Genomic DNA, 26,576 nt, shown 5'->3' on the forward strand with positions numbered 1-26,576 from the left:
TTTTATATACTATAATAGAACAAGAAAGAGGTAAGTTGTCTATGCGTAAGGAGAATGAAGGGAATCGTATTTTTACGAAAAATAAAGCTTCCAAATGGAAACGCAGCTCATGGGTCGCAGCATGTTTGGCTTTGACGCTAGCCATTATGGCGGGCTGCTCCTCGGATAATAAAAACACGGCAAATGGCGAGGAAGGTGTGCAGGAGCTGACGGTGCTGCTCGACTGGTATCCGAATGCGGTGCACACGTTCTTGTATGCGGCGGAGGAGCAAGGTTATTTCAAGGAAGCCGGCCTTAATGTGAAGCTCCAGGTGCCAGCCGATACGAATGATGCGCTTAAGCTGGTCGCAACAGGCAAGGCGGATCTGGCGATCAGTTATCAAATGCAGGTAGCCGTTGCCCGCGCAGAGGAAATTCCGATTGTATCGGTTGCCTCGCTTGTGCGCCACCCGCTGAACCAGCTGTTCGTGCTGGAATCGTCCGGCGTGAAGACGCCTAAGGATTTGGTCGGCAAAAAAATCGGCTATCCGTCCATACCGCTCGATGAAGCATATGTGAACACGATGGTGAAAACCGACGGCGGAGATCCATCAGCACTGAACTATATCGATGTAGGCTGGGACCTGATTCCGGCCATGACGACGAAGAAGGTTGACGCGATAATCGGTGGTTATGTGAACCACGAGAAGCTGCTTCTAGAGAAGGAAGGCGAGAAGCTGATCGCGCTGAATCCTGCCGATTATGGCGTGCCGGATTATTACGAGCTTGTGATGACAGCGAGCGAGGATGGCGTTGCCAGCAAAAGCGAAGTGTTCAAGAAGTTTATCGACGCTGCGGCTAAAGGGCAGGAATATACGGCTAGCCATCCGGATGAGGCGCTTCAGGTGCTGCTCGACAAGCAAAGCGCGGATTATCCGCTCGATGCCGAGATCGAGAAGCAGAGCCTGCAGGTATTGCTGCCGCTCATGGATGCGGGCTCCGAAGCTTTCGGCAGCCAGACGGCGGAGTCGTGGAGCAATGTCATTTCATGGCTGCAGGAGCATGGCCAGCTTACGAAAGAGATCAAGGCGGAGGATGCATTCCGCAACCTATAATGGTGGAGGGAATACGGCGTATGGACGAACGCTATTCAAGACAGATTTTGTTTACGCCAATTGGTGAAGCAGGGCAGCGCAAGCTAAGCGAAAGCGCTGTGCTTATTATAGGAATGGGAGCGCTCGGCACCGTTCTGGCCAATCATATGGTCAGAGCGGGGGTCGGGCTCGTCCGTTTCGTTGATCGTGATTATGTGGAACGCAGCAATCTCCAGCGCCAAATGCTTTACGACGAAGAGGATGTTGAGAATGGCTATCCGAAGGCGGTTGCCGCCGAGAAGAAGCTGCGCAAAATCAATTCCGATGTCAAAATCGAAGCGATTGTCGCTGACGTCACCGTTCAAAATATCGACGCGCTGCTGGCGGATATCGACCTTGTGCTTGATGGGACGGATAATTTTCAGACGCGCTTTCTGCTCAACGATGCTTGCTTCCGCAGCGGCATTCCGTTTACCTATGGCGGGGCGGTCAGCTCGCGGGGCATGAGTGCCATTCTCGTGCCGGGCGCTACGCCGTGTCTGCGCTGCTTTATCCAATCAGCGGACGCGGGCGGACAAACCTGCGATATGATCGGCGTTATTTCGCCAGTAGTGGATATTGTCGCTTCCTACCAAGCGGTAGAGGCGCTTAAATATTTGGTCGGAGCTGCGGATAAAAGAAGAAACAGCCTAATGACCTTCGATTTATGGCAAAATCACGCATTCGAGATGAAGCTGGGCGAGCCTGCCAAGCAGTGCCCTTGCTGCCAGCTGAAGCAGTATCCAGCTTTGCAGGTGGCAGAGCAGGATGCGGCAGTCTCGCTATGTGGACGCAGCACCGTGCAAATTTCTGGCGGCGCCCCGCTTCATTTGGAGCAGTGGCGGCAAAGGCTGGAACCGATTGCTGTGGAGCTTACGCATAACGCTTATTTGCTGAAAGCCGAGCTGCCGGAAGGCGAGCGGCTCGTGCTGTTCCCCGATGGGCGTGTGCTTGTGCAGGGAACGGAAGATATGGTCCGTGCCAAAACCTTATATGCCCGTTATATCGGAAACTAAGGAGCTGCGAGGAAATTAGTACCCGCTTTTGTCAATAAATTAGCGGTACTTTATTTCGTCGCAGTCTCCAACAGCGAAGGGAATGTGTGAATATGAAGGATTTTCGTTTATATGCGATTACAGGCGAGGAATTTCATCCGGGCCGCGATTTGATCGAGGTAATGGAGGAAGCGATTTACGGCGGCGTTGATATTATTCAGCTGCGCGACAAGTCGGGCGACAAGCCGGCGATTTTGGAAAAAGCACGGGCGCTCCGCGAGCTGACCCGCAAGCATGGCGTAACCTTTATCGTCAATGACTACATTGATATTGCGCTGGAAGTGGATGCGGACGGCATTCATTTGGGCCAGGGCGATGTGCCGCTCGTGGAAGCACGCAAGCTCGTGGGCGATAAAATTATCGGCATTTCCACGCATGCTATTGAAGAGGCGCTTCTTGCCGAGGAGCAAGGTGCCGACTACATCGGCGTCGGTCCAGTATTTCCAACCAAGACGAAGGTCGACGTTGTTGATCCGGTAACGGTTGATTATGTGCGTGAGGTAGCGGACAAGGTGAAAATACCATTTGTTGCCATTGGGGGCATCAAGCTGCGCAATGTGGATGAGGTTATTGCAGCGGGAGCTACGCGCATTTGTGCGGTTAGCGAAATTGTTGGCAGCAGCGATATTTCCGGCACCTGCCGTTCTTTTCTAGACAAGCTGGATAAATGGGGAGAGTCATAATGGAACTAGTCATTAACGGTGTGAAGCAGGAGCTGGCAGCGAAGACGATTGAAGAGGTCATTGCCCATTTTGAACTGACGGGCAAGCCGGTTGTCGTTGAAGCGGATGGAGCGGTGCTGACACAGGAGCAATGGGCAGCAACCGAAGTTCGCGAAGGCATGAAGATCGAGCTTGTACATTTTGTAGGAGGAGGCTGAAGCGAATGAAGCCGGATGTATGGCATATTGGCAACCGTGAACTAACGTCCCGATTTTTTATCGGCACCGGGCTTTTTCCAAGCCCTTATGTACAGAGGGAAGCGATTGAGGCATCAGGCGCAGAGGTGCTGACGTTCGCTATTCGCCGGATTAATTTGGAGGCGACCGAGGACGATTCGATTCTTCAGCATTTGCAAGGTCAATCGTATCAATATTTGCCGAATACTTCAGGAGCAAGCACGGCGGAGGAAGCGGTGCGGATCGCGCGTCTTGCACGGGCTTCGGGACTCAGCGACTGGATCAAGGTCGAGATTAGCGCCAATGAGCGCACGCTGCTGCCTGATCCGATTGAAACGCTGAAGGCGACGGAAATTCTCGTAAAAGAGGGCTTCACCGTCCTTCCGTATACATCGGATGACCCGGTCATTTGCAAGCGGCTGGAGGAAGCGGGCGCTGCGGCTGTTATGCCGGGAGCGGCTCCGATTGGGACGGGCCTTGGCATTTTGAACCCTTATAATTTGGGCCTTATTGTAGAGGAAGCGAAGGTTCCAATTATTGTCGATGCCGGGCTTGGCTCAGTCAGTGATGTGACCCAGGCGATGGAGCTTGGCGTGGCGGGCGTGCTGATGAATACACCGGTTGCGAAGGCAAAAGATCCAGCAGGCATGGCGCGGGCGATGAGGCTCGGCATCGAAGCTGGCCGTCTGGCTTATTTGTCAGGCCGCATTTCGAAGAAGCGTTACGCTTCGGCAAGCAGCGGTTATGAGGAGTTTAAGCTGAAATAACAGGATCATTCAACAAGGAAAGCTGGTTAGGACATGGGAGAACGGATTGTAATCATGGGCGGCGGCATTATTGGCTTATCCTGTGCGTTCGAGCTGCGAAGCCGCGGTCATCAGGTGACGGTGCTGGAAATTGGCAGCTGCGGGGGACAGGCGTCCGGAGCGGCTGCGGGGATGCTGGCTCCTTTTTCGGAAAATGTTGAGGGGCCGGATGACTTTTTTCGCTTATGCGCACAGAGCTTGCGGCTTTATCCTTCGTTTACAGATCGCGTGAAGCAGGTTTCCGACCTGCCTTTCGAATATACCGAATCCGGGAGCATGTATATTGCTTACCATGATGCAGATATTTTGGCGCTTGAAGGCAGGCTGCGCTGGCAGCGGGAGCATGGTTCGTCGGGCAGCCTGCTGGAAGGTGGCGACGTGTTTCGGCTGGAGCCAAAGCTGTCAGGCAAGGTGCGGGCGGCGCTGTATACGCCGGAGGAAAGCCATCTGTATGCGCCGCATTATGTCAAAGCACTGGAGCATGCCTGCCGCTTGATGGATGTTCATATTCATGAGCATTTGGAGCAGGTTGCGATTAAGGATTGGCAGAGCTCGGTCGTGCTGGAGGCAGCAGACGGACGTGTTTTTGAAGGGGATCGGCTCGTTGTATGCTCGGGAGCTTGGGCGCAGCAGCTGGAAGCAGCATTTGGCATTCGCATTCCAGTCTATCCGATTCGCGGGCAAATTTGCGCCTATGAGACAGTGGAAAAGCCCGTTCATCATATGGTATTTTGCAATCAGGGCTACCTCGTGGCGAAGGAAAATAATACGCTCGTATGCGGCGCCTCCGAGGATGTAGCCGGGTTCGAGACGAGCGTAACGGAGAAGGGCATTGAGCGCCTGCGAAAATGGAACAAGCAAGCTTTCCCGTTTCTCGAAACGTGGACGCCGTTCCACAAATGGGCGGGACTTCGCCCTTCCACACAGGATGGCTTCCCGCTGCTCGGCGCGCTGGCGCAATCTGGCCGCGTCGTGATGGCGGTAGGGCATTACCGCAATGGGATTTTGCTCAGCCCCGTTACAGCGCAGCTTGCGGCTGATAGCGTAGAAGGCAAGAAGATGCCGGACTTCATGCAGGCGTTTGCTCCTGAGCGGTTCAGTTAGACAGAGCAAGGCACAGCGAACTGGGGATGGAAGTGGAACTCTGCGAAAACGAGAATCGGTGGGCAAGCGTATGATCTAAAATATAAGCATTTATAAGTTTCATACTTATCATTAGGCTTATATTTCTCGGAGTGAAACGCGCCGCGCCGCCGAAGGGCGGCGTCAGCCGTTTCACCTTGGTTCGGCATTTGATGAAGAAAGGGGCAAAAACACATCATGAGCGTACATGGGAATGGACAGGCGCCACGCAGTGTCCCAACGGCATTGACGATAGCGGGCTCGGACAGCGGCGGCGGCGCAGGCATTCAAGCGGACCTGAAAACGTTTCAAGAGCTAGGCGTATTCGGCATGTCCGCGGTTACCGCGATTACGGCGCAAAATACGCTTGGCGTACAGGGCGTATTTCCGCTTAGCGTGGAGGCTGTCGTGCAGCAAATGCATTCGGTCGGCTCGGATATTGGCGTCGATGCGCTGAAGACGGGCATGCTGTTCAATAGCGAGATTATTACGGCTGTTGCGGCAACGATTGCCGAGCTTGGCTGGAAAAATGTCGTCGTAGACCCGGTCATGATCGCCAAAGGCGGAGCCTCGCTGCTGCAAGAGGAAGCCATCCGGGCGATGACGGACAAGCTGCTGCCCGTAACGACGGTCATTACGCCGAACATACCGGAAGCGGAGAAGCTGACGGGCATTGCGATCGTAACGGCGGACGATAAGCGGGAAGCGGCGAAACGGCTCGCTGGATATGGAGCAGGCTACGTCATTATTAAGGGCGGCCACGATACGGGCGAGGAAGCGATCGATCTGCTGTATGACGGCAGCGGCTTTACCGAGCTGGCAGGCAGACGAGTGGCGACGGCCCGTACGCATGGCACAGGCTGTACTTTTTCGGCGGCGCTTGCGGCAGGGCTTGCAGAGGGGCTTGATATGGAAGCTGCGATGCGCCAAGCGAAAGCGTTTATTCAAGCGGCCATCGAGGACGGCATTCAAATTGGCGGCGGGCATGGTCCGACCAATCACTGGGCGTACCAGCGCAGCAAGCGGGCATTGCAAGCTCCACTATAGTAGAAAAAGCTATGCGGCTTCCGGTTAGGTTCTAACCGAAGGTTGCATAGCTTTTTTTGAACGATAAGAATACATAAGCTTCACACTTATGGGCTAAGTCCAGCCCCAGAAAAAACCTTCACGGTCCCAGGCTGCTTTGCCGCCATGGCCTTTTTTAAACGCTTTTTTAACTTCCTTGTCGATCGACGTATTTCCCTGCTCGTTCACATAAATGAACTGCTCTCCAAAATGGGCTGTAATATGGGCAACGGCCTTCTCCTGATGAAGAATGCCAGCAAACTTCAGCTCTCCAAGCATCCAATCGGCTACATCCTGTGCGGTATGACTCAACGTATCTCTTCCTCTCTCATTCGCAGCTCTCGCCCACTATTATAATCAACCGCCGCGCATATGCCAAATTTACAGCAGGCTTACTCCAAAAGCGTCCACATAAACGGCAGTGCCCGTCACTTCGATGAGTGGTTCATCCTGCTGTTTAGTGACTGTTACCAGGACACGTCCATCCCGGCCTATTTCATGGCCTTGTTCAATGCATAGCTCAAGCGATTGTAGCGGTTTCTCAGCCAAATGCGCTGCATAATAAGCTCCCATTACGCCAGATGCTGTACCTGTAACGGGATCTTCAATCGTGCCGGAATACGGCGATGAAAAATGACGGGCGTGCATATGAGCGTGTGGATCATAGGTTTCCAGGCAAAAAGGGTGCAGAGAAGCACGCGGCATCTCCTGCAAAATTTCGGGGAACCGCTTATTATTTGGCTTCATACGGCGGAATGCTTCGAGACTTTTGATAGGAATTAACAGTGTCCATGTCCCCGTGCTTCCGTAAACAGTGGGAAGCTCTATCTCAATGTCGGCTTCCTCAATGCCCAAGGCATATGCCAATTGTGCATAGGAACCGTTAAAAGCCCGGAACTGCGGAGCCGCCTGCGTCATTGTGATTTGAAGCTGCCCCTGCTCATTCGTATGCAGCCGAACAGGGAGCACGCCTGCTTTTGTCTCAATCAGAAGCTCCGTTTTATCGCCTAACAGCCCCTTTGTTTGCAGCGCATAGATCGTTGCCATCGTGGCATGGCCGCAAAGATTAATTTCGTGGCCGGGTGTAAAATAACGGATTCGAATATCCGCTACATTCGATGGCAGCGGGAAAGCAGTCTCATTAAAGCCAACTTGCCCGGCGATGGCTAGCATTTCTTTTTCCGTCAGATCATTGCCTGTTAAAACGACACCCGCCGGGTTTCCTTTCCCCGGAATAGGGCTAAAGGCATCGTAATGATAGACGTTAATAGATGGCATATGTTTACTCCTTTATGAAGTCTCTTTCTCAGCAGGCCTCCAAAAACGATCGACTATTCGCCGGGGTACCATTTGTGTCCACAGCCCATGCAGCCATTCATAATCTTGTTTCTGCCATGCAGGCCAGTCAGTGCTGCGACAGGTGCAGCAAGGAAAAAGGAGGCCAAACATAGCAGGCCAACAATTACATAAATAGCCCCTAATAATCCCCCTGATGATTCGGAAAATCCGCCACCGCTGAAAGGGAACAAATATAGCATAACAACAGGAAAAGCAAGACCGACTATAAATAGCAGCACGGGCACAATGAGCATTAGAGCAAGCGTCACAAACAGCTTGGTCACACTGTAGCCTCTTGTTGTCATCATGACATGAGTGGACATGCATTTTACGCATAAAAGGGCAGGTGCAGCAGTAGTATCGGCATGCTGCTCGACAACAACTGAAGGGGGCTGGCTTCTGGCAGCAGAGCTGCTTCCATAATTAGAACTGCTGCGCATATTGCTGGTAGGACGATTCAAAGAACGATTCGTTTGTGCCTGCATATTACGGCTTGGAGGCCGGTTATTAAAACGATTATTTTGGTTTTGCAAGGATGTAGACTCTCCTTCTCATTTATTGCTCGTGCTGTTACATATCTGAACCTAGTATTCGACAAAGTTTCCCAATTTCCTTTCTTGTAGGAAGTAAGCGTCTATGAATACGATAGCAAGGCAAGGCATGAAAATCAGATGTCATAGGTTAACGCTTTATCCCATTGATTCCTTGTTTGATGGAGGCCTTCCATCGACATTTGTCGAAATGAGGGCGGAATCCCATCGTCGCGCAACTTTTCCTCAAATTTTACTAAACAAATCACCGTCTATAGCCGATATTTCTATTCATGAATAGCAATTAAATAAATAGGCGGGTGGGTCTCATGTTTTTCAAATTGTTAAGTCCTTTTACAGCTCTCATGTCCAAATTGAAGTATGCACAGAAGTTTGTGGTCGTCAGTGCTCTGTTTATGATCCCGCTGGTCTTGCTGCTTGTTCTATGGGTTAACGAGCAGCAAGGAAACATTGAGTATATTAAAAAAGAACATGACGGCGTCACTTATATTAGAGAAATGATGCCGCTTATGCTTCAGGTGCAGCAGCACCGTGGACTTTTCTCGGGCTTGCTGAATGGCAATACGGATGCCAAGGCAGAGGTAGATGCCAAATCTCAGGAAATTGCGGGCTTGATCCAAACGATAGACCCGGAGCTGCAAGCGTCTGGCATGGCGGGGGTGCAGGAGCTGTGGGAAGCATGGAAGCAGCAGTGGACAAAATTAAATGCAAGCAGCGCTGCGATGTCGGCTTCCGACAGTTTTGAAAGCCACTCTACGCTCGTCTCAGATTTAACCAATATTATGATTAAACTTGCAGATGAATCGGGACTTTCGCTTGATACGCAGATGGATTCTTATTATTTGGGTTCTATGTTCGTACAGCAGATTCCTGCGTTAATGGAGCATGCGGCGATTATTCGCGGCAAAGGCAATGGTGTGCTTACGAGTAAAAAAATGACGGATAACGAAGAAATTAAGCTTCGTTTGGAAGCGGAAATGATCAATTATTCTTTGACGAATATGAATAAGTCGCTGAGCAGCGCTTTAGGCTGGAATGAGGCATTGGTGCCATCCCTAGAGAAAAGTGGCGCGACGACCGCAACATCGCTCAAAAGCTTTGTAGCGCTTCTTAATACAGGTGTCCTTAACGGCTCCAACTTGAACATGAATGGATCGGAGTTTTTCAAGTCTGGAACGGCGACGATTGGTGTATTAAACGACTTTTATGTACAGGTGAATACAGAGCTTGAGCAGGTGCTCCAGCAGCGTATTGATGGGCTGACAGCCACTAGAAATATGCTGCTCGGCTTGACGGCTCTGTCCCTGCTGCTCGTTGCTATTTTCTACATGGCTTTCTACCGCAATGTAATGGTAACGGTGGCAGCGCTCCGAAATCGTGCGGATGCGATGGCGAAAGGCGACTTTTCCAAAGAATTGCATTTGGAAACGCGGGATGAGCTGCTTCAGGTCGGCCATTCCTTTAATGACATGATTCGCTCCTTGAATGTGCTGCTGCGGAGAAACCAGATTGTGTCTGAGCAGGCAGCGGCTTCGTCGGAGGAGCTCACAGCCATTTCACATGAATCGACGCTTGCGATGAAGCAAATTGCCGAGTCCATTCAGGGCGTATCCGAAGGAACGGACGTACAGCGCGTATCGGCGGATGAAACGTCGAAAGCGATGAATGAAATGGCGGTTGGCATAACACGGATTGCCGAAGCGGCTTCAGAAGTAGCGGACGCTGCGGTCAAGGTGACGGGCAACGCTCAAGTAGGCGAAGAACAGCTTGGACAAACGGTGCGCCAAATGAACAGCATTCAAGCATCGGCTGTCCGTTCAGGCGAGGTTGTTACAAAGCTGGATGAGCATTCGGTGCAAATTGGCCAAATCGTGCAAGCCGTTATGGCGATTGCCAAGCAAACACAGCTATTGTCGCTGAATGCGAACATTGAAGCGGCAAGGGCAGGCGAGCATGGACGGGGTTTTAGCGTCGTAGCCTCCGAAGTAGGCAAGCTGGCTGAGCAGACGAGCGAGTCGGTGCAGACGATATCTGAGCTGATCAGAGATATTCGGGCGCTCGTAAGCGAGAATGTGAAGGCGATGAGCGAGATGAAATCGGAGACAGCTTCGGGTCTGGCCTCCATTGAGCAGGCCAATACGACAATTGGCGATATTTTGTTTGAAGTCCGCTCGATGAGCGATCAAATTCAGGAAGTGTCGGCAGCTGCCGAGGAAATCTCCGCAGGCATGGAAGAGGTAACGGCATCGGTTGGCGAGGTAGCGAACATCTCGAATAAAACGTCGGATGAGGCCGAGACGATGGCCGCAGCTACGGAGGAGCAGCTTGCGTCGATGGAGGAAATTCAAGCATCAGCCGAAGCGCTGCGCGATATGGCCCAGCAGCTCCAGGACGATCTCAGTCATTTCGTGCTGAGCAGCGAGGACACGGAGCAAGCGAAGGCTGTATAGCACGGAAATATGGATAATGCTCGGGCTGTGCAAGCAGCCTGTAGATTATCCTTTTTTTGTATTCAGATCGAGTCGGATGGTAGAATGAAAGAAGGGCTGAAAAGAACATAAAGGAGAGCAAGCAATGAGATTTTTGAAAAAAACATTGATTTATATTTTGGTCGCTATCATTCTTATTTTTTTATTGAGAATGCTTGAGGTTAGTACTCCGGTATCGATCATCATTATATTTTTGACGTATGTGGCCTTAACGCTGGGCCCCTTATTTTATACCATTTTAGGGACAAGAAACCTGATGAAGATCGAGAGGTTTCTGCTCGCGAACCGCAAAATACCTAGCTACTATATCAATTATGCGGTAGCCAATCGTCTGGATGACGAGTTTGAAGAGAACATAGCGAAGCTGCTCAAGCAGTACAAGCAAAAGAATAAACAGGCGTTGTTCAAGACGCTTCAGGCTCACTACAATAAGGATATTCAGAGCGTCCTGCACGAAATCGAATTTATTCAGCCAATCGAGTATAGGTATTATTATCAGGCTTATTATTACATCGAGAGAAGAGAGTTTACGGAGGCTCATGACTATATAAATCGCATTTCCAAGGATTGGATGAAGCAATCACTGCTGTCTTACATGGAGTATAAACAGGGCAATCGGCCAAGGGCAATCGAACTGGCGGAGGAAGCGATGCAGGCCGCTCGGGGAATCCAGCTATATGTGATGGTGAAAACATTCGAACGCGAGTACCCGGAGCTAAGGCAGCAGATGGTGAAGTAACAGGTTGGTGAATTAACGTTTGCTGTTGTGGCCTCGCGGGGCACTCTGGTCAGGACGTATAGAGCCATATAGAGCCGTATAGAGTGCGAAGGGAAAAGATGTAGAACGGACCGCCGCTAAAGCAGCAGCGATGTCCGTTCTTTTTCTTTTTTTTGGGGAAAAAATGAGGTCGCTGCATTATAGATTTTTATGATCGTCTAATAGATTATTTCTGGGCTGATGCCGATTGACGATTAGCTGGGGGTAACCTATACTTGCCTAAATACAAGTAAACAACTGTGAATAATGAGTATAACAATATTGTATAGCTGATTACAAGGTGAAACGGCTGTCGCATTCCTTTGGCGGCGCGGCGCGTTTCAATCCGAGAAATATAGAGAAGGGATGGAACAATCCTATCCTTTCCTATATTTTAAACAAGGGGGTTTGAGAACAAATGGTACAGGTGAAAGCACCAAATCAATACGTAAACGAGCCAAATGCATGGACGGACGGCGGGGCAAAAATTGCAGAAATCGGCAACAAGCTTTTTATTATCGGTGGGGAAAAAGCGCTAGAGGCCGCGGCGCCGCTGCTGGCCAGCCTGAATACCGTCGATGTCACCTATCAGGTGCACCGTTTTTCCGGGCAGGTGACGACGGAGCAGATTGCAGCTTACTCGGAGCTGGCGTCGAGCCAGGATATCAACGTGCTGGTAGGAATCGGCGGCGGACGGGTGCTGGATTTGGCGAAGGCGGTTGCGGAACGGATTCATGTGCCGAGCGTGACGGTGCCGACGATTGCGGCAACCTGCGCGGCATGGTCAGCGCTGACCGTATTGTACGACGAGGAGGGCCGCTCGGCAGGCTATTTGCCGCTTAAGCGGTCGCCGCAGCTGGTGCTAGCCGACACATCGGTGCTTGCTGCTGCACCTAAACGCTACCTCGCATCGGGCATAGGCGATACGTATGTGAAATGGAACGAGACGGTCGTCAATGTGAAAAAGGTTCCGGCCGACCTTGATGTACGGCTTGGCGTCAAAACGTCGGAGCTGGCGGTCGAGGTGCTCGACCGCTATGCGCAGCAGGCGTATGCGAATGCAGGCGACGGCATAGCGTCGCCCGCATTCCATGAGGTTAGTCACGCCATTGTCTGGCTGGCCGGGCAGGTGAACACCGTATCGGCAGGAGGCGCACGCGGCGCTTTGGCCCATGCCATTCACGACAGCCTGACGCAGTTTGCGCAAACGCATGGCTCGCTGCATGGCGAGAAGGTCGCGTTTGGGCTCGTTGCCCACACGCTGCTGCAAGGGCAAACGGCCGAAGAGACGGAGCGGCTTGCAGCGAAGCTTGCTGCGCTTGGTCTGCCTGTTACGCTGGCGCAGCTGGGATTTGAAGAAAAAGCGGATCAAATCGCGTATGACATTGCCCATAAAGTGCCGCTCGCTGGAGCGAAAGCTGCTGAGCTGCCATTCGCCGTTCATCCAGCGGCAATCGCGGAGGCGATTATCGCAGCGGATCAGCTCGGGCAGCGGATTAGAAGCAAAGCAGCCATTTCTTAACAATAAAGGTACGCGATAAACGATAAGGGGAAACATTCCACACGAGATCTAGAGAGGCGGAAACAACCGTGAAAAACAGAAAGAGACAATGGCTAGGCTTAAGCATCGCAATCATCGTGGCGAGTCTGCTCGCAGCTTGCGGCAATACAGGGGGAACGTCGAATACAGATGCAGCAGCGAGCCCGGCTGCTTCATCTGAAAGCAGCAGCCCAGCAGCGGAAGCTGGGCCAGATTTGAGCAAAGTCACGCTGAACATCGGCCAAACGGGCTGGGAAAATCTAAAGATCGGCTTCAAGGAAGCCGGACTTGATAACACGCCTTACAAAATTGAATTCAGCGTGTTCCAAGGCGGCAATTTGCAGCTGGAGGCAATGGCAGGCGGACATTTGGATGTCGCTTTGACGAGCGAAATCCCGCCACTATTCGCAGCACAGGCGGCAAACGGCGGCAATTTCAAAATTATTGCGATTCAAAAAGGAAGCACGCTCCAGCAGGAGCTACTGATTCCCAAAGGCTCGACGGTGAAATCCGTAGCCGATTTGAAGGGCAAGAAGGTTGCTTACGTCAGCAGCACAACCGCACATTATTTTCTGCTGAAGATGCTTGAAGAAGCAGGGCTTAGCTGGACGGACATTGAGCCTGTAGCATTGTCGACCTCTGATGGCCTTAGCGCATTGATCGGCGGCAGCGTCGATGCATTGGCGAGCTATGGCAATGCGGTCATTTCGGGTCGACAAAATGGCGCTACGACGCTGGCGTCTGCCCAAAACATTTTATCCGGCAACTTCCCGATTGAAGCGACTCCGGCAGCAATTGAAGATCCGGGCAAGCGTGCAGCGATTGCGGACTTCCTGAACCGGCTTAACCAGTACAATGAGTGGATTCGTGCGAACCAAGAGAAGTGGGCAGGCATCGTAGCTGAAAATACCAAGCAGCCTGTCGAGCAGGCGCTTCAAACGCTGAAGGATGGCGAAGCCCAGCAGCCGACGAAGATTTTGCCGCCATCGGATGAAGCGATTGCTTCCCAGCAGGACATTGCCGATACGCTGCAAAAGGTCGATTTGCTTAAAAATCCGGTTGATGTGAAGACGATTTGGAGCGACGCTTTTGCCGACGCACTGAAATAATTTTAGCCTGAAAGGAGAGAGCTATATTTTGCGGAAACCATCTTACAGCTTCTGGACTTCCTCCTTCACGCCGTGGCTGCTGCCGATTCTGCTGCTCATCGCTTGGCATGTGCTGACGGTTACGGGTATTATTGCCGCTAACGTTTTGCCGCAGCCGCTGCAAGTGATTGAGGAGCTGATCACTTCCATCAAGAGCGGCCAGCTGGCTGAAAATATTGCGATCAGCGCCCGTCGTGCCATCCTCGGCTTCCTTATTGGCGGGGGCATCGGCTTCCTGCTAGGACTTATTAACGGTTTTTCTTCCAGAGCGGAAATCGTCATGGACTCGTCTATTCAAATGCTGCGCAATGTGCCGCATTTGGCACTCATTCCGCTCGTTATTATTTGGTTCGGCATTGGAGAAGAGGTGAAGCTGCTGTTGGTGGCGCTGGGCGTCTTTTTCCCGATCTACCTCAACACCTTTCACGGCATCCGCTCGATTGACCGCGGGCTGATTGAGATGGCGAAGGTGTATGGGCTGCGGGGCTTCGATTTGTATAAAGAAGTGATTTTGCCAGGAGCGCTGCCTTCTGTGCTGGTCGGCGTCCGGTATTCGCTTGGCATTATGTGGCTGACGCTCATCGTTGCGGAGACGGTAGCGGCAAATTCCGGCATCGGCTACATGGCGATGAATGCTCGTGAATTTATGCAGCTCGATGTGACGGTGCTGAGCATTATCATTTATGCGCTGCTTGGCAAGCTGTCCGACAGCATTGCGAAAATACTCGAGAGGCGGCTGCTCCAGTGGAATCCGAATTACAGCCGTGCGAAAGCATAGGAGGGGATGACATGACCGATAGCCGCAAAGGGGCGCAGCTCCAGCTGAGCCGGGTACGCAAGGAGTTTGCAGGCAAGGAAGTGCTAAGAGGCGTTGATCTGAAAATAGACCGTGGCGAATTTGTCGCCATCGTCGGCCGCAGCGGCTGTGGTAAAAGCACGCTGCTGCGGCTGATCGCCGGGCTGGATTTGCCGACAGAAGGCACGCTGCTGCTCGGCAGCGGCGAACAGCAAAGCGGCGGGACAGATATTCGCGTGCTGTTTCAAGAAGCGCGCCTGCTGCCCTGGAAGAGCGTGCTGGATAATGTGCGGATCGGCACGCCGGGCAAGGATAGGGCGAAGGCAGCGGAGGCGCTGGCGCAGGTCGGGCTTGCGGACCGCGCAGGGGAATGGCCGCATGTGCTATCCGGCGGGCAGAAGCAGCGGGTGGCGCTGGCCCGGGGGCTTGCAAGCAAGCCGCGCCTGCTGCTGCTGGATGAGCCGCTTGGCGCGCTCGATGCGCTGACGCGCATTGAAATGCAGCAGCTGATTGAGCGGCTGTGGCTGGAGCAGGGCTTCACGGTCGTTCTCGTTACGCATGATGTGAGCGAAGCTGTTGCGCTGGCAGACCGGGTTATTTTGATTGAGGAGGGCGTTATCTCGCTCGATAAGCGGATTACGCTTGACCGTCCTCGCAACCGGGACAGCGGATTTATTTATTTTGAAAACCTTATTCTAAACAAGGTGCTGGGCAAAGAGGAAATACCGCTGCAAAAGAAGGTCAGCTATACGATATAAACAGCGGTCAACGGACTGTTGCATTTGAGGACAAAGGCGTAGTTTATGCAAACTAAGCCTTTTTTTTATATTCTTTTCAATAATGGAGCAGCTGATATATGCTGCTTGGGGTCATTTTGCTCGCTTTTTTAGCAGCAGGTACTAAGATAAGATGGTACTATTTTTTCCAGCGAAAACAGGTAAGATAAGGCTATCAAACAAATAACCGCACGGTTATACGGGAGGACGCCTATTATGGAAAATCAGATGCCTGTTCGCAAATCAATGAACTTTTACCGCCGCCGGAATACACCGACTTATACGTTTATGGCTTGGGGAGCTTTTGTGCTCGCATTCGCCTTTGAATTTATCGGCATTTATACGCTGAACCAGCCGCTTTCGGTTCAAGGCTACTACGCCGTAACGGGAATACTGCTTATCATTACCTCGTTTACGCTCCAGAAGCTAGCCCGCGACAATGATGAGGATAAATTTCTGAAGGAGCAAAACCCTTCCTATCGCAACCGCAATACGCCAGCCTTTACGTTCATGGCCTGGATCGGTTTTATCATTGCTGTGCTGTCGCAATATATCGGCTTGTACACTTTAGAGGAACCCTTCTATGTAAAAGGCTACTACGCTATCGCCGGAGCTTTCCTGATTGTAGCCTGCCTCGTGCTTCAGAAAACCGTTCGCGATAACGAAGAGGATAAAGTGCATTTGAGCCCGGAAGAGGAGTAAGCAAGGGCGGAGTAGCGGGGCGGAGAACAGCTGCATTTCGCCTATCCCATAGTTTAGCGGCTTTCTAAGCGTCTCTCGCTTGGAGAGCCGCTTTTTTTCGTGCGCGCAGCCCAAGAGAGAATGATTATCCTTCATGTTATCCATAAAATGTCCATTTGTATGTATTGGTAAATGGGCATATAATTATATTAATTATAAAAAGATAATTATTATAATTAAATTGAAGGAGATGGCTACCATGAAAATAGGCGAGTTTCATCATCTTGAGCATGTGAAGGAGCAATCAGCTTCCAAGAAGACGCTGTGGATTACGCTGATGCTCACTTTGTTTTTCACAATTGTTGAAGTCGTTGGCGGGCTCGTATCCGGCTCTCTTGCCCTGCTGTCGGACTCGGCTCATATGGTTTCAGACGTCCTTGCATTGGGGCTGAGCATGCTCGCCATCTATATGGCGACGAGACGTCCGACGAAGCAGTATACGTACGGCTTTCTGCGTTTCGAGATCATTGCTTCATTTTTGAACGGATTGGCGCTCATTGTCATCGCGCTTTTCATTCTCGTAGAAGGGATAAAGCGGATCATTCATCCTGAGCCGGTTGATCTTGGCCTTATGCTCGGCATCGCCATCATTGGATTAATCGTAAACATCGTGCTTACGCTGGTGCTGAGCCGAAGTATGAAGACAGAGAACAATCTGAATGTGAAAAGCGCGCTGTGGCATTTCATTGGCGATTTGCTTAGCTCGGTTGGCATTATCGTGTCAGCGATACTCATTCGATTGACGGGGTTGTCGATTTTAGATCCGATTATCAGTATCGTCATTGGCGGCATTATTGCATTTGGCGGATACAAGATCATCCGAGAGGCGTATGTGATTCTAATGGAAGCTGTGCCGGAGCAATTTAATCTAGAGGATATTCGCCGTGATCTTAGAGGGGTGGAAGGCGTTGAGGATGTGCACGAGATGCATCTTTGGGCGGTGTCGACCGACCATTATTCCCTTACAGCACATGTGTTGGCGCGAAGCAACATTCAACCGTATTGTATAACGCTCGCAATGAATGAGCTGTTAAAAAACCGCTATGGCATTGTCCATTCCACGATTCAGGTTGAGCATGCCGCTATTCACGATCATGGGGAGTACGGCAAATTAGTTAGTGGCGGTGCGTTCTAGGGCGGGTATGCATACATAAGCAAGCCAGATCGTGTATGCAAACGTGAGCAGGCTAGATCGTGTATGCAAACGTGAGCAAGCTAGATCGGTATGCAAACGTGAGCAAGCCAGATCGTGTATGCAAACGTGAGCAAGCTAGATCGTGTATGCAAACGTGAGCAAGCCAGATCGTGTATGCAAACGTGAGCAGGCTAGATCGGAATGTAAACGTGAGCAAGCCAGATCGTGTACGCAAACGTAAGCAAGCTAGATCGTGTATGCAAACGTAAGCAAGCTAGATCGTGTATGCAAACGTGAGCAAGCCAGATCGTGTATGCAAACGTGAGCAGGCTAGATCGTGATCAAATTTAGCTTTAAACGTATGTAGGGCCTCTGCTAGTGTATATACTCTGAACAAAGATAGATTTGGCGGACACAGCAGCCGCTATTTCAACAGAATCATGGGCAAGGCACAGGCTGCGGACTCAGGAGCCGCTATTGTGCTGTAAATGACCATTTTGGCAGGATAATGAGGATGATAACGACTTTCCTGTCCGCTTACGGCCTGAAACCGGGCAAAAATCCAGAATAGCGGAACCTCAGTCCGCCAAAAAAAGGGTCAGCGGTCTCAAGCTGTTGTGTGGTCTAAGCAATAGGGGTCTCAGCAACAATCGTATGCTTCGGTTCTCAAGTCTTAGACTGGAGTCGTCAGATGAGATTGGCAGCAGTGCTCCAGCATCGAATAAGCTTTGGGCAAGAAGTGGCAGGCCCACACAGGTTTGAATACACACTCTAGTTCATCGAAAGAAAAATGCACTTCCCAGAGTAAATATTGGAAAATCCCATCTAAGCGGGCACAGATCCTATTGGATAAGTCCATGTTAGCGGGCGTCAATCCAATACAAGGCTGGGAGGTGCACTTTTGTTCTTAACCGTTAATGATTTCTCCGCCGTTGACGTGCATCACTTGCCCGGTGACATAGCTGGAATCATCCGAAGCAAGATAGACGTAGGCTGCGGCGAGCTCGGCAGGCTGGCCGGGGCGTTTCATCGGCGTATCGCCGCCGAATGTAGCCACCTTCTGAGCATCGAAGGTGGAGGGAATAAGCGGCGTCCAGATAGGACCCGGCGCGACGCCATTGACCCGAATGCCTTGGCCCGCCAAATTGGCGGATAGGGCGCGGGTGAAGGAAACGATCGCGCCTTTGGTGGCTGAGTAATCGATCAGCGTTTCATTGCCGCGATAGGCAGTAACCGATGTCGTATTAATGATGGATGCGCCTTGCTTCAAATGAGCGAGCGCCGCTTTCGTCAAATAAAACATGGCGAAAACGTTAGTGCGGAACGTCGCGGTAAGCTGCTCCGCCGTAATATCCTCAAGGCGCTGCTGAACATGCTGCTCAGCGGCATTATTGACGATAATATCAAGCTTGCCGAATTCCTTTACTGTTTGCTCTACCGCTTGCTTGCAGAAGGCTTCATCGCCAATATCGCCGGAAATCAGCAGGCAGCGTCTGCCGAGCTGTTCGACCTCCTGCTTCACCACGTTTGCGTCCTTGTCCTCTTCCAAATAGATGATGCTGACATCGCAGCCCTCCATTGCAAAGGCAATCGCTGCGGCGCGGCCGATGCCGCTGTCACCGCCGGTAATAATGGCTGCTTTGCCAAGCAGCTTGCCAGCAGCTTTATAAGTTTCGGATTTATAGACAGGCTGCGGATGCATAACGGATTCCAATCCAGGCTGCTGATCCTGATGCTGGGGCGGCAGCGTCTGCTTAGGCGTTTGTGTTGTAGATGTACTCATCCTAAAACCTCCTTGTAGTGGCGCGGCATGCGCCTGTAACAAAACGTTCTTATTGTGGAATAAATGAGCAGAGGTTATACATGATTTCTTTCATTTCACAGCATGCTGGCGATACCAGTCATTTGCTTCCCGAAGCACCTCTGTTCCGCCCGCCTTCATAAACTCATGGACGAAACGGTCAAAGTCCTCCAAGGGCTTCTCGCCAGTAATAAAGGCGACATAGGCTTTATTTTTTAACTTGATTAACTCAGCTCCATTGTCGATTAAAGAGGGAGTCGCAACTTCCAAAGCATTGTAGATGCCATCCTGATCGAGTCCTAAGGTGGAGGCCCATTGCTCTCTTCGTTCTTTAGGGATCAAGGGTACCGTCATACCCAAATTGGCGCCGATTGTATTTTGATAGTTGAACATGGTGTCAAAGGGAGGCAGCACAATAACATCTTCCTTCGATTCTCCAGCCCATGTCCAGTGCGTGCCTTTGATCCCGTATTTCATCGAGGTATATTCATCGAGATTGGGATTGGCGCTCACATCGTCCAGAATTTGCAGGATTGTCTCCATCTTCCCCGGCTCTTTGGCCGCGTCAGCCCCGATAGCGGTAAAGCTCATCAGCATATCATAGGCTTTGGAGCCTCGTTTTCCTTCTGGTCCACGAAAGGGTTGTCCGAACACAATTCGGGCCTGCGGATTGCCCGCTGTTAATTCCTTCACGTTAAACGTAGCTTCTACCGGAATCTCTTCGCCATTCGTGCTACCCTGATCCTTCATTACCCAATAATCTCCATTTTGAATCCAATGATAGTAATTCCCCATGGAGGTCATGCCGATTTTTCCATTGATAAAGGCATGGGACAGATGCTTGTAGCCGCCTTTATTTTCCCCGGTAACAAACTCCGGGTCGATTACGCCATCAGCGTACCATTTGCGAAGATAATGGAGAGCTTGCTTCATTTCCGGCTCCAATGCGCCGATAACGAGCTTTTCATTTTTCACCCCGAAGTAGAGCTGGTCTGCGAAAACGATTTGCCCGAATGCACCGAAAACAACATTCATTCCTTCCCTGGACAAGCCGTACGTATCTTTCAAGCCGTTGCCATCCGGATCTTCATTTGCGAAGGCATAGATGACCTTCTCAAAATCGGATAGCGTCTCAGGCACAGGCAGGCCCAGCTTATCCAGCCAATCCTTTCGATATACAACAGGTATACGGTAGATGTTTGTGGGGTTGATGACAGGAATACCGTAATAGTTTCCGCCGATTTTTCCAGCATTTTGATAAGCGGGCGCATTTTCTTTAATAGCTTTCAAAATGTTGGGGGCGTATTGCTTTAGCATCTCCTCCGGAATTTCGGCCAGCAAGCCTTGCTGTTGATATTTCAGGAGGTCCTGCGGCTGTCTGATCCGGAACAAATCGGGAATTTCCCCCTGTGCCAGCTTCATATCTAGTAAAGCTTCGTATTTATTGTTTTCTAAATCCCAAATATCCAGATTAACGTTGAACTTATTTTCCACGAGGCGAACCATCTCGGCATCGTCTGGAACAGGCAAATTCAGATGCATCGTCCAGGAAATGTTGTACTGCGGGGTGTCAGAAGAAATGGAAGGCTGCACTTGTTGTGCGGCAGACAGCTGCACAGAGCTCGTTTCGCATCCGCTAACGATGCTTAGACAGACAACTGCGATAAGGGCGGTGATACGTCGTAATTGCTTCTTATTCATGATGAGCCCTTCCTTGAATCATAGTCCTGGCGTGCAGTGCCATGCAGTGTTAGGCTAAAGCGGCTACGCTTGTTTAACGGTTTGGCGCAAATAATTGCCCGGTGTACACCCGTACTTTTCCTTGAATTTCTTAATAAAATAAGCCGCGGTTCCGTAGCCGACCGTACTCGCGATTTGCTCGATTGACATATTATTGTTCTCGATCAATGCTCGGGCGTTTTCCATTCGAAGGCTGGTGACATAGTCGGTATAGGTGATGCCGTTCTCATCCTTAAAGAGCTTGCTCAAATACTTGGGGCTAATAAACACCTGAGCAGCCACCTTCTCAAGAGACAGATCATCCGACAGATGGCTGCGCACGTATTGCTTGGCAGCCTCGACGCTAGAGATGGCTCTATCGTTATTCCGTTTCTCTATTTGCACTAGGAATGCGGTTATTGATTCAACCAGCCAATTCCGAAAATAATAAATGTTGTGAATCTCTTGATACTGATGATATACATCCATATTGCCTTGATCAGGGTATTTGTAACGGACGCTCTTCACATAATCGGAGTATACGAATACGGTATTTGCCAAAATAAAGTGGCAGTAATCGGCAGCGTACATGCCTTCCTGCATCGTTTTGACCAGCTGATCGACCGCCGTTACGATTTCACCGGATTGCCTAGCGTGCAATTTTTCTTTGAACCTCATAAGCATAGCTTGTGGAATTTCTTCAACACAGCTCTCCCGATCCAGAAGAGCGCGATCATTCAGAATCGACAGGTCCGGCAGAAAATAACCATATTTCATTAGGGTCTGAGCTTCGCTGTAGCTCTTGTAGACATCAATAATGTCCTGCACCCAGCATCCATGAGATATTTGAGATTCCAGCTGGAACTGCTGCTTGTTTTCCGTTAATAGAAGCTGGCAGAGCTGTTCCAAAAGCGCGTCACATTGTTTTTTTGCGAAAACAACGACTACAATCGTCTTGTCCGGCAGCTCCTCGGCAATGATGTGCCCTTCTGGCAGAGAAGCGCCCTGCAGCTGGGTAATCATCCTGTACGTCGTATATTGTTGATCTCGGGAGCTTAACCCGGCAAAAGCTTGATCTGAATTTACAATCATGCAGCAGTAATGGCTGTATGGCTGATTGATGCCTAAAAAGGGGAGCTCCTCGGCCAATTTCTCTGGGGTATAGCGGTTATGGAGCAGGTTCAGCAAAACATTGTGCCTAATAACCGAGCTATTGGCTTCAAGGGTATCCTCCAGGCTGCTGACCTTGTCGTTCAGCCTGATGAAGGCTGTGTCAATTAGCTTGAATTCATTGGCTGCATGGTCAGGCGTATGCCCAGACAAATCCTTTATTTTTCCCACTAATCGCTTGATCGGGCTGTAATTCGCTCTGGCAAAAATCCCGGATAATACGATTCCTAGCAAAAGGGCCATGACACAGATGCCCAGCACCAGCTTTTGTACAAAAATCAACTTTTGATAGAAGAAGCTGGCAGGCAGGGCGCTATATATTTTCCAACCGGTCGATGGCAGTGTTTGGTAGGAAACGGCATAGGCTTCATCCTGAATCGTATCGTTAAAGCTCCCGGCCTCCGCCTTGGACAGCAAAGTCTCGGTAAAGCTGGAGCTGTAAGCACTGTGCAAATCTGGGCTTCTGCTAGCTGAGCCCGATATCAGGCTTCCAGAACGCTCCAAAATAAACGTGCTTTCATATTGTGTAGGCATCATATTCCGAATAACCTCGCTAATCGCGCTTTCCTTCATGTCAATCGCAATGATAAGGTCGTTATTTTTGCCGGAGGCTTGGAATGGATAGCTGTGTGCGTAAGTAATTAAAGTTGCGCCTTTGCTATCGGGCAGACTGGAGTAAATATCCTGCGGAATCAACCGGGCAGGTGTCCAGAGATGGCTTTGCTTAGTGCCGCGCATCCCGTTCATCCAGTCGGCAAAAAATATGGCGCCGCTGCCTTGATCAGCATTAAACTTAAGCCCATAGTTCGACGAAAGCATTATATTTTGTTTAGGATAATACAGATGAACGGCATACACGATGTCCGAGCTGCCAGCGACTTCTGTCTTGAGCAGCTCCTGCAGGTCAATCGCCTTGCTAAGATTGCTTTTATAGGAAGAGTCGGCAAATAAACGGATATCTACGGTTTTGTCGAGAGATAAATTCAAATAAATTTGCTGAACTCGCTGGAGCACCGTGGCTTCAATCGTTTGGGCTGTATTTTCTAAAATCAGCTGGTTTTTGGTGCGCAGCTCCGCTTCGTAGCTTTTTGAGAAGTAGATATAGAAGACGGAGCAAAGCAGCAAAACGATGACAAGCACGATCGCTATATATGAAATGGCTAGATTCGCAAATACGGAGTTCCATTTTTTCACCGCTTACTCCCCCCCTCACCGCCTAGATTATACACCACAGGGTGGACGGACTTATACCCATTAATCAAATCTTAACATTAGGAGCAAAGGCGGTTGAAAATGGAAAAGCAATAAAAGAAAGGAGGAAGGAAAGTGGAAGGAAATGAGGAAGGAAAGGGCGGATGGCGAGGATAGAATACGATTTTTATACATTTCAGAAATTGTTATATTGAGCAGCGGCAGGGCCCAATGTTACGCTCGAAATCGGTTCGGAAAACAAAAAACGAAACGATAGGAGTAGACTCAACTTGAAAATGAAATCTACAAGAAAGTATCTATCTGCTGCTTTGGGCCTGTTACTGCTTTCCAATTCCGTAGTGGGGAATGCTGCAACCGCAGCATCAAATGGAGCTTCCATTGGAGCTTCCATTGAACTGCCGCCAGCTCCGGCATGGGGACATTTTGTAGACAACTACAAAAACAGCATTTCTGCTAACCAGTCGGTATATTCCAACCCAGTCATCGGCGTGCTGTCCGGGTTTCAGGATCTCTGGGAGCCAGGGACATCCTGGGACAATGGCACAAAGCTGAACAGCAGCGTGTTGGACTACAACATTCAATATGTAGCAAACATAGCAGCCACTCGTACAGCAGAAGATGAACAATTGGCTTATCTCGTTGACCGGAGAAACCAGTCGTATGGAGCGACTGAAGGTCTTGGCGCTCTGGCTGATGTATATCGCGACAAAACGGGAACATTTACGACAATTACGAGCATTCCAGATGATGCCACATCAGTCAAATACAACGACGGCAATGGCTCCAATAAAGCGGGCGATTCGGGTTCCGAGCTTGGCAAAATGGTAGACTTGATCGGGACGCTGCGAGGCAATTACGCATCTAGCAACCCGGCGAAAAACTTCTACAGCTATATGCGTCCATACCGCTGGGCTAATGATACTTCTATGATCGTGCCTACGCTGGTTCCTGCAATCAGCACAACGCCGGCTACGGATGGCGGTTTCCCAAGCGGTCATACGAATGCTTCGTATCTTGCATCTTATGCACTGGCTTATGCTGTGCCTGAGCGGTTCCAGGAGCTGCTGACCCGTGCTTCGGAAATGGGGAACAGCCGGATTATAGCGGGCATGCATTCTCCGCTTGATGTCATAGGCGGACGCGTGATGGCAACAGCGCTGGCAGCAGCTACCTTGTCTGACCCGGACAATGCGGCACTTAAGCAGGATGCTTATGATCAGGCGCATGCCCTTCTGTTGACTGAAACAGGTACAGCGGAAGATCGTTTCACTGACTATGAGAAAAATAAAGCGCAATTCACCCAGCGTTTGACCTATGGCTTCGATCAGATCCAATCTACAACGGAACCGATGGTTGTGCCTAAAGGCGCTGAGGTGCTGCTGGAAACGCGCCAGCCTTATTTGACGGGCGAGCAGCGCCGTGCTGTTTTGGCGACGACTGGCCTTGCTTCCGGCTATCCGGTACTGGATGATCCGGAGGGCTGGGGACGTCTGAATCTCTTCGCCGCAGCAGATGGCTATGGCGCTTTTGACAGCGACGTAACCGTGACGATGGATGCGAGCAAAGGCGGCTTCCATGCAGCGGACAGCTGGAAGAACAACATTGCTGGAGCAGGCAAGCTGACGAAGGAAGGTACTGGCGGCTTGAAGCTGCTCGGTGCAAATACGTATTCCGGGGGGACCCAGATTAACGCGGGTACGCTGGAAAGCGGCTCGGCAACAGCTCTCGGCAGCGGCGATGTCGTGAATAACGGCGGTACGCTAGTAGAGAAGGCAGCAGGAAAAATGACGATTGGCGGAAGCTTCACGCAAGCTGCGAATGGTACGCTTGAGCTTAACGTCGACAGCGCAAACGATGTGCTGGAAATCAAGGGAGCGGTAAATGCGAACGGAAAATTGCAGGTGAATTTTCCAAGCAGCTATGTGCCGACCGTTGGTTCTGTGGCTCTTATGAGCTATGGCGCTGGTCAACAAAATGGTCAATTTACCGCTGTTGAGATTAGCGGGGTACCGAGTCAATACAATACTCAGGTTGTTTATCAGGCCAATCAAGTGGTGCTGGAAATTACGAATAAGTCGAATTCGGGAGGCTCAACAGGCTCGGGTAATTCGAATCCGTCGACTCCTTCGCCGACACCTGCTCCAACGCCTACACCGTCCGGCCCTGTAGATCCGAACTCCATTGGTGTAACGGTGATAGCAAAGGCTGACGCTAATGGAAATGCAGAGGCTGTCATTGACGATGCACAGATTAAAACCGTGACGGAGCAGGCTCAGGCAAAGGAAGCAGGCTCAAGAATTGTGACGCTTACCGTTGAAGCGGCGAACAACGCTAAAGCAGTTGGCATCACTCTATCTAAAGCGGCTGTTACTAATCTGTCTAACGGCAAAGTAGATCAAGTTGTCGTGGTGACGCCATTCGGTACTCTTACCATCCCTTCGACTACGCTGAATGCGATAGAGAAGTCAGCAGGCAATAATATTAGGTTCGAGGTAGCGAAAAGCGAAGAAGATACGCTTACACCGGAAGCTAAACGGTTAGTTGGAACAAGGCCTGTATTGGATATTTCGATTGAATCCGGCGCTACCAGCCTGTCTGCCTTTGGCGGCGGCAGCATTCAGATCGATATTCCGTATACGCCTGCACAGGGCGAGGATACAAACGCTATTGTTGCTTATTATATCGACAATAATGGGAAGCCGAATGTTCTAAACCATTCAAGCTACAGTAATGGCAAGGTTACTTTCGTAACGAACCATCTGAGCCATTATGCTGTAGGCTACAATAAGATCAGCTTTAGCGACAGCAGCAGTCATTGGGGAGCTTCATATATTTCCTATCTGGCTGCGCGGGATATGATTTCCGGCAGCGGCAGCAACCAGTTCGCGCCGAACAAAAACATCACGAGAGCGGAATTTGCTAAAATACTGGCTGGTATTGCAGGCGCAGATGTGTCTGGCTTTACGACTTCTACATTTGGGGATGTCAAAGCCGGAGACTGGTACTTGCCTTATGTGTCTTGGGCAGCAGAGCATAAAATAGTTGAAGGCTCAAGCAGCAATGAATTCAAACCAAATGTATCGATCAGCCGCGAGGAAATGGCGGTTATGTTGAAGCGATTTACCGATCAGGCTGGCTTCACGCTCCCTAAGACGGCCAGCGCAGTCACCTTTGCTGATCAAAGCAGCATTAGCTCGTGGGCAGCAGATGCCGTTGCTTCGTTGCAGCAAGCAGAAATCATCTCGGGCAAGGGCGCCAATGCTTTTGATCCGAAAGGCGGCGCAACAAGAGCCGAAGCGGCGAAAATGCTAGCCGTGCTTCATCAAAATATAAATAAACAATAAT

General features: G+C 50.7%; 22 protein-coding genes and 1 pseudogene. 17 read left to right on the forward strand and 6 right to left on the reverse strand.

The window, feature by feature from the left end:
* The first annotated feature begins 41 nt into the window (after positions 1 to 41).
* From AC50Y5_RS06045 to thiD, 7 genes are all read left to right on the forward strand, one after another.
* The gene (locus AC50Y5_RS06045; RefSeq protein ID WP_081418821.1) at positions 42 to 1,094 is read left to right on the forward strand and encodes an ABC transporter substrate-binding protein; all 1,053 of its coding nucleotides are present in this window, start codon (positions 42 to 44) and stop codon (positions 1,092 to 1,094) included.
* A gap of 20 nt (positions 1,095 to 1,114) precedes the next feature.
* Entirely contained in the window at positions 1,115 to 2,128 is a 1,014-nt protein-coding gene (locus tag AC50Y5_RS06050; protein WP_494859171.1) for a ThiF family adenylyltransferase, read from the forward strand.
* A 92-nt stretch (positions 2,129 to 2,220) separates the two neighbouring features.
* Positions 2,221 to 2,850, forward strand: coding sequence for a thiamine phosphate synthase (gene thiE, locus AC50Y5_RS06055; RefSeq protein ID WP_494859172.1), 630 nt, complete (start codon positions 2,221 to 2,223; stop codon positions 2,848 to 2,850).
* Positions 2,850 to 3,047, forward strand: coding sequence for a sulfur carrier protein ThiS (gene thiS, locus AC50Y5_RS06060; protein ID WP_494859173.1), 198 nt, complete (start codon positions 2,850 to 2,852; stop codon positions 3,045 to 3,047). Before thiE ends, thiS begins: the two co-directional genes overlap by 1 nt.
* A 5-nt stretch (positions 3,048 to 3,052) precedes the next feature.
* The gene (locus AC50Y5_RS06065; RefSeq protein ID WP_056035911.1) at positions 3,053 to 3,832 is read left to right on the forward strand and encodes a thiazole synthase; all 780 of its coding nucleotides are present in this window, start codon (positions 3,053 to 3,055) and stop codon (positions 3,830 to 3,832) included.
* A 33-nt stretch (positions 3,833 to 3,865) separates the two neighbouring features.
* Entirely contained in the window at positions 3,866 to 4,975 is a 1,110-nt protein-coding gene (gene thiO, locus AC50Y5_RS06070) for a glycine oxidase ThiO (RefSeq protein ID WP_494859181.1), read from the forward strand.
* Between the two features lie 216 nt (positions 4,976 to 5,191).
* Positions 5,192 to 6,040, forward strand: a complete 849-nt coding sequence (gene thiD, locus AC50Y5_RS06075) for a bifunctional hydroxymethylpyrimidine kinase/phosphomethylpyrimidine kinase (RefSeq protein ID WP_056035905.1) — start codon at positions 5,192 to 5,194, stop codon at positions 6,038 to 6,040.
* A 93-nt stretch (positions 6,041 to 6,133) separates the two neighbouring features.
* On the opposite strand, the gene AC50Y5_RS06080 is transcribed toward thiD, so the two are convergent.
* The 3 genes from AC50Y5_RS06080 to AC50Y5_RS06090 all read right to left on the reverse strand — a co-directional run bounded on the left by AC50Y5_RS06080 (position 6,134) and on the right by AC50Y5_RS06090 (position 7,929).
* Entirely contained in the window at positions 6,134 to 6,370 is a 237-nt protein-coding gene (locus AC50Y5_RS06080; protein ID WP_172455375.1) for a DUF6953 family protein, read from the reverse strand.
* Positions 6,371 to 6,439: 69 nt separating this feature from the next.
* Positions 6,440 to 7,336 (reverse strand): PhzF family phenazine biosynthesis protein, encoded by an 897-nt coding sequence (locus tag AC50Y5_RS06085; RefSeq protein WP_056035902.1) that lies wholly within the window; start codon positions 7,334 to 7,336, stop codon positions 6,440 to 6,442.
* Positions 7,337 to 7,389: 53 nt separating this feature from the next.
* Positions 7,390 to 7,929 carry a hypothetical protein gene (locus AC50Y5_RS06090; RefSeq protein WP_494859184.1) on the reverse strand — a complete coding sequence of 180 codons (540 nt, stop codon included), beginning with the start codon at positions 7,927 to 7,929 and terminating at the stop codon, positions 7,390 to 7,392.
* A 326-nt stretch (positions 7,930 to 8,255) separates the two neighbouring features.
* On the opposite strand from AC50Y5_RS06090, the gene AC50Y5_RS06095 reads away from it, so the two are divergent.
* The 9 genes and pseudogenes from AC50Y5_RS06095 (at position 8,256) to AC50Y5_RS06135 (ending at position 17,329) form a co-directional block, all read left to right on the forward strand.
* Positions 8,256 to 10,397, forward strand: coding sequence for a methyl-accepting chemotaxis protein (locus AC50Y5_RS06095; RefSeq protein WP_494859186.1), 2,142 nt, complete (start codon positions 8,256 to 8,258; stop codon positions 10,395 to 10,397).
* Between the two features lie 124 nt (positions 10,398 to 10,521).
* Positions 10,522 to 11,175 carry a hypothetical protein gene (locus tag AC50Y5_RS06100; protein ID WP_494859188.1) on the forward strand — a complete coding sequence of 218 codons (654 nt, stop codon included), beginning with the start codon at positions 10,522 to 10,524 and terminating at the stop codon, positions 11,173 to 11,175.
* Between the two features lie 436 nt (positions 11,176 to 11,611).
* Complete coding sequence (locus AC50Y5_RS06105; RefSeq protein ID WP_494859190.1) at positions 11,612 to 12,715, forward strand: iron-containing alcohol dehydrogenase family protein; 1,104 nt, start codon at positions 11,612 to 11,614, stop codon at positions 12,713 to 12,715.
* A 68-nt stretch (positions 12,716 to 12,783) separates the two neighbouring features.
* Positions 12,784 to 13,842 carry an ABC transporter substrate-binding protein gene (locus AC50Y5_RS06110; RefSeq protein WP_494859191.1) on the forward strand — a complete coding sequence of 353 codons (1,059 nt, stop codon included), beginning with the start codon at positions 12,784 to 12,786 and terminating at the stop codon, positions 13,840 to 13,842.
* Between the two features lie 28 nt (positions 13,843 to 13,870).
* Positions 13,871 to 14,659, forward strand: coding sequence for an ABC transporter permease subunit (locus AC50Y5_RS06115; protein WP_056035890.1), 789 nt, complete (start codon positions 13,871 to 13,873; stop codon positions 14,657 to 14,659).
* An 11-nt stretch (positions 14,660 to 14,670) separates the two neighbouring features.
* Positions 14,671 to 15,435 carry an ATP-binding cassette domain-containing protein gene (locus AC50Y5_RS06120; RefSeq protein WP_056035889.1) on the forward strand — a complete coding sequence of 255 codons (765 nt, stop codon included), beginning with the start codon at positions 14,671 to 14,673 and terminating at the stop codon, positions 15,433 to 15,435.
* A 306-nt stretch (positions 15,436 to 15,741) separates the two neighbouring features.
* Positions 15,742 to 15,879 (forward strand): annotated as a pseudogene (locus tag AC50Y5_RS06125) (YiaA/YiaB family inner membrane protein); the annotation flags it as partial.
* Positions 15,880 to 15,963: 84 nt separating this feature from the next.
* Positions 15,964 to 16,155 carry a YiaA/YiaB family inner membrane protein gene (locus AC50Y5_RS06130; protein ID WP_430160532.1) on the forward strand — a complete coding sequence of 64 codons (192 nt, stop codon included), beginning with the start codon at positions 15,964 to 15,966 and terminating at the stop codon, positions 16,153 to 16,155.
* Positions 16,156 to 16,393: 238 nt separating this feature from the next.
* Positions 16,394 to 17,329, forward strand: a complete 936-nt coding sequence (locus AC50Y5_RS06135) for a cation diffusion facilitator family transporter (RefSeq protein ID WP_155973179.1) — start codon at positions 16,394 to 16,396, stop codon at positions 17,327 to 17,329.
* Between the two features lie 907 nt (positions 17,330 to 18,236).
* On the opposite strand, the gene AC50Y5_RS06140 is transcribed toward AC50Y5_RS06135, so the two are convergent.
* From AC50Y5_RS06140 to AC50Y5_RS06150, 3 genes are all read right to left on the reverse strand, one after another.
* Entirely contained in the window at positions 18,237 to 19,112 is an 876-nt protein-coding gene (locus tag AC50Y5_RS06140) for an SDR family oxidoreductase (protein ID WP_056035887.1), read from the reverse strand.
* A 90-nt stretch (positions 19,113 to 19,202) separates the two neighbouring features.
* Complete coding sequence (locus AC50Y5_RS06145; protein ID WP_494859196.1) at positions 19,203 to 20,831, reverse strand: type 2 periplasmic-binding domain-containing protein; 1,629 nt, start codon at positions 20,829 to 20,831, stop codon at positions 19,203 to 19,205.
* Positions 20,832 to 20,894: 63 nt separating this feature from the next.
* On the reverse strand, positions 20,895 to 23,213 hold the full coding sequence (locus tag AC50Y5_RS06150) for a helix-turn-helix domain-containing protein (protein ID WP_494859200.1): 2,319 nt from the start codon (positions 23,211 to 23,213) through the stop codon (positions 20,895 to 20,897).
* A 293-nt stretch (positions 23,214 to 23,506) separates the two neighbouring features.
* Between AC50Y5_RS06150 and AC50Y5_RS06155 the strand changes: the two genes are divergently transcribed.
* Entirely contained in the window at positions 23,507 to 26,575 is a 3,069-nt protein-coding gene (locus tag AC50Y5_RS06155; RefSeq protein WP_494859707.1) for an S-layer homology domain-containing protein, read from the forward strand.
* Position 26,576 lies beyond the last annotated feature (1 nt).

This window comes from Paenibacillus sp. JT22N7, from assembly GCF_059383875.1.